This window comes from Pseudomonas sp. TH10 (assembly GCF_016651255.1).
Classification (GTDB): Bacteria; Pseudomonadota; Gammaproteobacteria; order Pseudomonadales; family Pseudomonadaceae; genus Aquipseudomonas.
In genome coordinates this window covers 22924-30243 of sequence record NZ_JAEKEG010000075.1, presented here as the reverse complement: position 1 = coordinate 30243, position 7320 = coordinate 22924, and the positions used below count along the sequence as shown (strand labels likewise).

Sequence of the window (7320 nt, the reverse complement as noted above, 5' to 3'; positions counted from 1 at the left end):
ACGGGCGCTGGTATATGCGGTTGGTGTTGTTGTAATCGGGTTACGACCCTTCAGTCAGATTCGTTATGCGCAGTGGTAGGCGAGGGCGGTAGCGTTCCCCACTGCTGTCAAGGAGATACACATGTTGATGGACCTTGCCGCAATGCTTTCCCCGCAGAATCGGCGCCTGTTCAAGTTCAAGAACCTTGCCAATCCCGACCAGCAGCTCCTGCTCGAGTCCTTCAAGGGAACGGATGGTCTGTCACGTGCCTATAACTTCGAGCTGATGCTGGTGTGCCAGGATTCGGGGGTGGAGCTCAAGTCGATGATGGGCCAGCACGTGGTGCTGGAAATCGAACTGGCCGAAGGCGGTCCGCGGTACCTGGCGGGCTACCTGACGCGCTTCGCCAGCATCGGCAGCGACGGCGGCATGGCGCGCTACACCGCGACGCTGAACCCCTGGTTTTCCATGCTGAAAAACCGTTTCGACACCCGCATCTTCCAGGGCTGCACCGTCGAAGAAGTGGTCACCCAGGTCTTCGGCTTGTGCCCCGCCTTTTCCCGCCACGAATTCCGCCTGAGCAAACCGCTCAAACGCTACACCTACATCACCCAATATCGTGAAACCGACTTCAACTTCGTCCAGCGCCTGCTGGAAGAAGAGGGGATGTTCTACTACTTCGAGCACACCGCCGAAACCCACACCATGATCATCTGCGACGACTCCAGCACGCTGCTGCCGTTGCCTGAGCAACCACAAATCCGCTTCCACACCGCATCGGTCACCGAGAGCGCGGACTCCATCACCCAATGGAGTGGCAACCGCCAGCTGCAGTCGGGAAAAATCGCCGTCCAGACCTTCGATTATCGCCAGCCGACCAATCGCCTGCCGGTGGCCATGAAGAGCCTGAACAAGCAGGGCGACGTCGACGATTTCGAGATCTACGACTTCCCCGGCCAATACACCCACGGCACCTACGACGAAGGCGAAGCGCTGCTGCGCCTGCGTGTCGAAGCGCTGGAACTCAAGGGCAAGAGCTTCCACGGTTCCAGCAACTGCCGCGCGATGAAGCCCGGCTACACCTTCGAACTGCTGCAGCATTACGACCACGACCAGGGCTCGGCCGACGATCGCCAGTTCCTGTTGATGAGCGTCGAAAGCGAAGGCCACAACAACTACCTTAACGGCCATCAGGCCAGCTACTACAACACCTTCTCCTGCGTGCGCAAAAAGATCGTCTTCCGCCCGCAACTCACCACCCCGCGCCCAACCATCTCCGGCCCGCAAACCGCCATCGTCGTCGGCCCTCCGGGCGAAGAAATCTTCACCGATGAACTCGGTCGCGTGAAGGTGCAGTTCCACTGGGACCGCAAGGGCGAGCACAACGACAAGAGTTCGTGCTGGGTGCGCGTCGCCCAATCCGGCGCCAGCGGTGGCTTCGGCAGCATCCTCATTCCCCGTGTTGGCGATGAAGTGGTGGTGGTGTTCCTCGACGGCAATCCTGATCGGCCGTTGATCATGGGCAGTTTGTACAACAGCAAGAACACGCCGCCCTGGTCGTTGCCGGCGAACAAGACGCAGAGCGGGTTTTTGACGCGGTCGATGAAAGGCGACGGCGGCACGGCGAACTTCTTCCGCTTTGAAGACAAAGCGGGCGCCGAGCAGAAGTGATCATGCACGCCGAGCGCAACATGGACACCGAGATCGAGGTCGATGAGACCCACAGTGTCGGCAGCAACCGCACGATCACGGTAGGTGGCACGCATACCGAGACGATCAAGAAAGACACGGTGATGAATGTCCAGGAAGGCTCGCTGACGATTCAGGTCGATAACCAGTTCATTCAGGTGAGTGCCAAGGAGCACATTATTTTGCAGGTCGGAGATAGCAGCATCACGCTGACTCCGGCCGGCATTGAGATCAGAGGCAAAACGATCACCACTACCAGCACGGACACCACCCAAATCACCGGCTCCGAGGTTCGGATCAATGACTAGGGAATCGTGCCAATGACCAGAACCAGCCTCTATGACCGAATTTCCGCCAAGCGCATTGCGCTGGAGGAAGCGGCTCGTCTTGAACAGCAGAATGCACCGATAGTCGAAGCAGAGGCCGAGGCAGAACCTGTACCTGTGGTCGCCCTGCAAGACGCGCCTAGCAGCTTCAACTTCGGCGGGTTCAATCTGGCATTTCCATCGGGTTTCAACTTCCGCGATATTCAGACAACCATCGAGCACGAAGGCGAGCCAATCATCCTGACGATCAATCGTCGCGATGTGGCGCAGGGCCAAAATCTTGAAAATCTTTTTGACGGCTCCGTGCAGTCATTCCACACGATTTATCCGGGGCTGCGCATCATCCGTCAGCGCGAGTACAGCCTGGCAGGCAATGCCGCCAAGTGCGTGGATTTTCACTTCAAGACCGGTCACGCCGAACGCCACGGACGTCTGGTGGGCGCCATCGTTCCTGTCGCCGGGCGTGACGAAGTGCAATGGCTGAATATTTCGTGCGTGATTGATCCGACCAAGCCTGCGCTGAGTCTATGGCTGGTGGATTTCGACAGCATGCTTGAAAGGCCTCACGGCCCGCTGATACCTAATTTTTTCGATTTCAGGAATTTACATCACATGGATTATGAATTGCAGGAAGGCAGCATCGCGTTGCCGCAGGGTTTTCAGGACCGCACGGTAAACATGTTTGTGCTGGGGCGAGCATTCCTGCACCGCTGAGTATCACCATCTCCAGGGACATGCTCCTGCCGGCCGAGGTGCTCAAGGCCTACGTAGACCGCCAGGTAAAAATGCTCGCATCGAAACTGCGTGGCTACACCCTGCTGGGCAAAAAGGCGGTGGAGCTTTCCAGCACTGCGCCGATTGAAGGCATCCAGATCGATGCGTATTACATGACCGATGGTCGTCCGTTCTATCAGCGGCAGGCGGCATTCCTGATCGAGCCGGGCCGCGCAATCATTTTCTCCACCACGGCGCAGGCTGACTTCAGCAGTGAGCAGAATCAGAACTGGGCCGACCTGCTGGCCAGCTTCCAGCCTCGCCAGCCCGGCGCTACCAAGACCGACTCCAGCGAACAGGAGTAACGGTCATGTTCGAAGCCGCAAGGTTTGGCGACGAAATAAGCCACACCAGTGCCCTGGGCGGGTTCCTGATTGGGGCCGCGCTCGGGATTGCATTGATTGCCACGGTCGCTATCGCGACGTTCACCTGTGGGTTTGGTGTGGCGCTTTTGGCGGGTCTGGCCGCAGGCGTCGGAGGTAGCCTGCTGACCTCTTTGGGAGAGAAAATAGGCAGTAGTTTTTCCTCGCCCTCCGGCACCATCGTCATTGCGTCGGACAACGTATTTGTTAACAGTCGCAAGGCTGCCCATGTCGAAAAAGCATTGGCGCCTGCGACAAGCATCCAGGTCCGGTGCAGGTCGCGGAGGGTTCGACCAACGTTTTCATCAACGGCACTGCAGCGGCCCGAAAGGGCGACAAGATCACCTGCGGCGCAACGATCTCCAGCGGTTCGGATAACGTGCTCATCGGCGGCGGCACCCACCGCTACCTGCCGGTAGATGACGAGATTCCCGGCTGGCTACGCACTACCGTCGATATTCTGATGGCGGTCGCTGGCGCGGCGGGCGGTATTGCACAACTGATCAAGAACGTTTCCCAGGCCTGCCTCAAATCCGGCATGCCCTGCGTGTTGAAATTCACTGCCGGGTTCGTCGCTGGTGAAGTGGCCAGCCGTTACGTCGTGGGACCGGCGATCGAGCGTGCAGTCGGCGGTCTGGTCGGCAACCCTGTCGATGCCACCACCGGCCGCAAGGTCATCCCTGACGAAACCGATTTCAGCCTTCCAGGCCTGATGCCCATCGACTGGTCACGCTTCTACGCCAGTGACCTGACCGTCGACAGTGTGCTCGGCAAGGGCTGGGTGTTGCCTTGGGAACAAAGCCTGCGCCGCAGTGGCAGCTTCGTTTACCTGACCGACAATCAGGGGCGCACTGTACCCTTCGTAGACGTCCAGCCGGGCGAGCGCATCTACAATCCGCACGAACAAGTCTATCTGGTCTGCACCGAAGGCGGTCACTACCTGCTGCAAACCCTCGACAACCTCTTCTTCTACTTCGGCGAAGTGCCGGACGACAACAACCCTGTCCCGCTACAACGCCTCGAAAACGCCCTCGGCCACTTCCTGCATTTCACCCGCACGGTCGACGGCACGCTGACCGACATCAGCGCCACAGGCGGCGTTCGTGTGCACCTGCATTACGACAACCCGCTGGGTCGTCTGACCGATGTCAAACGCGTCGTCGACAATCAGGCCGTCGAAACCCTGGTGCAATATCGCTACGACGACAATGGCCAACTCGTCGAGGTGATCAATCGCAACAACGATTCGGTTCGCCGCTTCAGTTACGCCGACGGCGTTATGGCCAGTCACAGCAATGCCTTGGGCCTGACCTGCAATTACCGATGGGAAACCATCGCAGAGCAACCTCGAGTGGTGGAACACTGGACCAGCGATGGCGAGCACTTCCATTTTCGCTACGACATAGATGCCCGCACCTCGTGGATCACCGATGTACTCGGACGCGAAGCTGAACTTCATTACAACAGCGATAACCGCGTCACCTCGAGCCGCGACTTCGGTGGCGAACACTACGTTATAGAAATTGACGACACCGGCAACATGACCGGCCTCACATTGCCCGATGGCAATACCGTCACGCTCAAGTACGACGAGTACGCTCGGCTGGTCGAAGAAGCTGATCCGCTCGGGCGCAAGATCAAATACCAGCACCACCACCTGACCACCCTGGTCACGCAGGTTGATTACCCTGACGGCAGCACCTGGAAAGCCCGCTACGACGCCAAGGGCAACCTCATCGCCGAAGTCGATGCGTTGGGCAACAAGACCGAATACCTCAACAGCGACGACGGCCTGCCGCACACCATCATCGACGCCACGCAAAAATCCAAATACCTGTGGTGGAACACCCTGGCCCAGGTCGAACGCTTCCAGGATTGCTCGGGCAAAAACACCCGGTACCGCTTCGACGAACGCCATCACCTCGTCGCCGTCACCGATGCCCTGAACCAGACCACCACCCTGGAACGCAAACCCGACGGCGAAGTGCTGCGCATCCAGCACCCGGACGGCAGCGCCGAGTCCTTCACCTACAACGCTCTCGGCCAGGTCCTGACGCACACCGACGGCAAAGGCCAGACCACGCGTCTATTGCGCACTGCTCGCGGTTTGCCAAGCAGCCGCCAGGACGCCAAGGGCCAGCGCATCCGCTACGAATACGACCAGGCCATTCGCCTGACCGCGCTGGTCAACGAAAACAACGCGGCTTACCAGTTTGCCTACGACGCTTCCGACCGACTGGTGGAAGAAAAACGCATCGACAACCTGACCCGCCAGTTCAGCTACAACCTGGGCGGGCACCTGACACGGGTCAACGAAATCGGCTACGGCGAACGCGCCGAACGACCACAGCGCAGTACCGAATTCGAGCGTGACCCAATCGGCCGCCTGTTGGCCAAACTTAATGCCGACGCCCGTCAGGACTACACCTACGACCAGGCCGACCGCTTGCTCACTATCGAGCGCCTGCCGACCGCCAACGGCAAGAAACTCGGCATTTCTGAAGAAAAGCTCGAATTCTCCTACGACTTGCTGGGTCGCCTGATCAAAGAGACCACCCCCAAGGCGCCTTGTCCTACGACTACGATCCACTGAGTAACCTGACCACCCTGACTTTGCCGACCGGCCAGCACCTGAACCACCTGTACTACGGCAGCGGCCACCTGCACCAACTCAACCTCGACGGCCAGCTCATCAGCGACATGGAACGCGATGACCTGCACCGCGAGGTGCTGCGCACCCAAGGCAAACTCACCAGTTGTTTCGGCTACGACGCCATGGGCCGTAAAGCCTGGCAATTCGCCTCGACGTTGCCGGCAGAGAAACTCTCCCAGATTCTCAATCCCGGCATTCAACCCGAGCTGTTGGTAGAACACGCCTACAACCCGATTCACCGCCGTCACCAATACGACCCAGCCGGCGAACTCATTCGCACCCTCGACAAACTGCGCGGCGAGATCAAGTACGAGTACGAAGCCAACGGCCAACTGCACAGCCGTGACACGGGCAAGTTGGTGGACAGCGAAGAGTTCCGATACGACGCGGCGGCGAACCGGCTGAACTTTAATACCAGCCAGTTTGATCACGTGAAGGACAACCGGATCAAGCAGTGGCGGGATCAGGAATATACCTACGATGCGTGGGGCAACCTGATTGAAAAGCGCAGCGGAATAAGTCGGCTGCAGACGTTCAGCTATGACTGCGAGAATCGGTTGGTTAAGGCTGAGACGTTGGTCGGCGGCAAGCTGGACAGCACCGGGGCTTATCGTTATGACAGCTTGGGGCGGCGCGTTGCCAAGGTGTCGGAGGTCAACGGGGTCACCGAGCAGAAGCATTTTCTGTGGCAGGGCTTGCGCATGTTGCGTGAGGAAACGCCGGGGCAGAGTAGCCTCTACGTTTACGAGCCAGGAAGTTATGCGCCGTTAGCGCGGGTGGACCAGGAAGAGGGTGGGGAGCAGACACTTTACTACTTCCATACCGACCAGATTGGTACGCCGCTGGAGATGACGGACCGGGAAGGGCAGATTGTCTGGCAGGCGACTTATAAGGCGTGGGGGGCGGTGGAGCGTCTGGACGTCCATGTAGTCGAACAGAATCTGCGGTTTCAGGGTCAGTATTTCGACGATGAGACGGGGCTGCACTACAACACGTTTCGGTATTATGATCCGGAGGTTGGGCGGTTTATAACGCAGGATCCGATAGGGTTAGATGGAGGATTCAATCTTTATAAGTATGCCCCGAACCCAACAGGATGGTTGGACCCATTAGGGTGGATCACTTATAATACGATGCCTGGAATATCTGGGTTTCAAAAGCATCACATTATTCCTCAGCAGTTGGCAGATCATGGCGCACTAAAAATGGCAGGAATGAATATTCATAAAACATCTAATATCATTTATCTGCCGACACATGCTGAAAATCACGCAACAAGGACAATACACAGAGGCTCGCATCCGCAGTACACCGCGTCAATTGAGCAAAAACTTGATATGGTGCATGACTATGGTCAAAAAAACGGGTGGTCAAAAACTGATTATAACAAGGCAGTGAACAGTGTTATTGCCGACGAGCGTAAAGGTCTGCGCAATGGTAAGACAGTTCTCAATAAAAACTCGATAAGAGGGGTGGCGTGTGGGTAGTATATATATATTGAAGATCTCTGATTCTTATCCAGAAAGCTATTGGTTT

4 pseudogenes are annotated in these 7320 nt (G+C 57.7%); all 4 read left to right on the top strand.

Features of this window, described 5'->3' with window-relative positions:
• Window positions 1–121: 121 nt before the first annotated feature.
• Window positions 122–1977 (top strand): annotated as a pseudogene (gene tssI / locus JFT80_RS12145) (type VI secretion system tip protein TssI/VgrG).
• A gap of 12 nt (window positions 1978–1989) precedes the next feature.
• Window positions 1990–2553, top strand: a pseudogene (locus JFT80_RS12140) (hypothetical protein); the annotation flags it as partial.
• 54 nt (window positions 2554–2607) lie between these two features.
• Window positions 2608–3074, top strand: a pseudogene (locus JFT80_RS12135) (DcrB-related protein).
• A gap of 5 nt (window positions 3075–3079) precedes the next feature.
• Window positions 3080–7271, top strand: a pseudogene (locus tag JFT80_RS12125) (RHS repeat-associated core domain-containing protein).
• The last annotated feature ends 49 nt before the right edge of the window (window positions 7272–7320 follow it).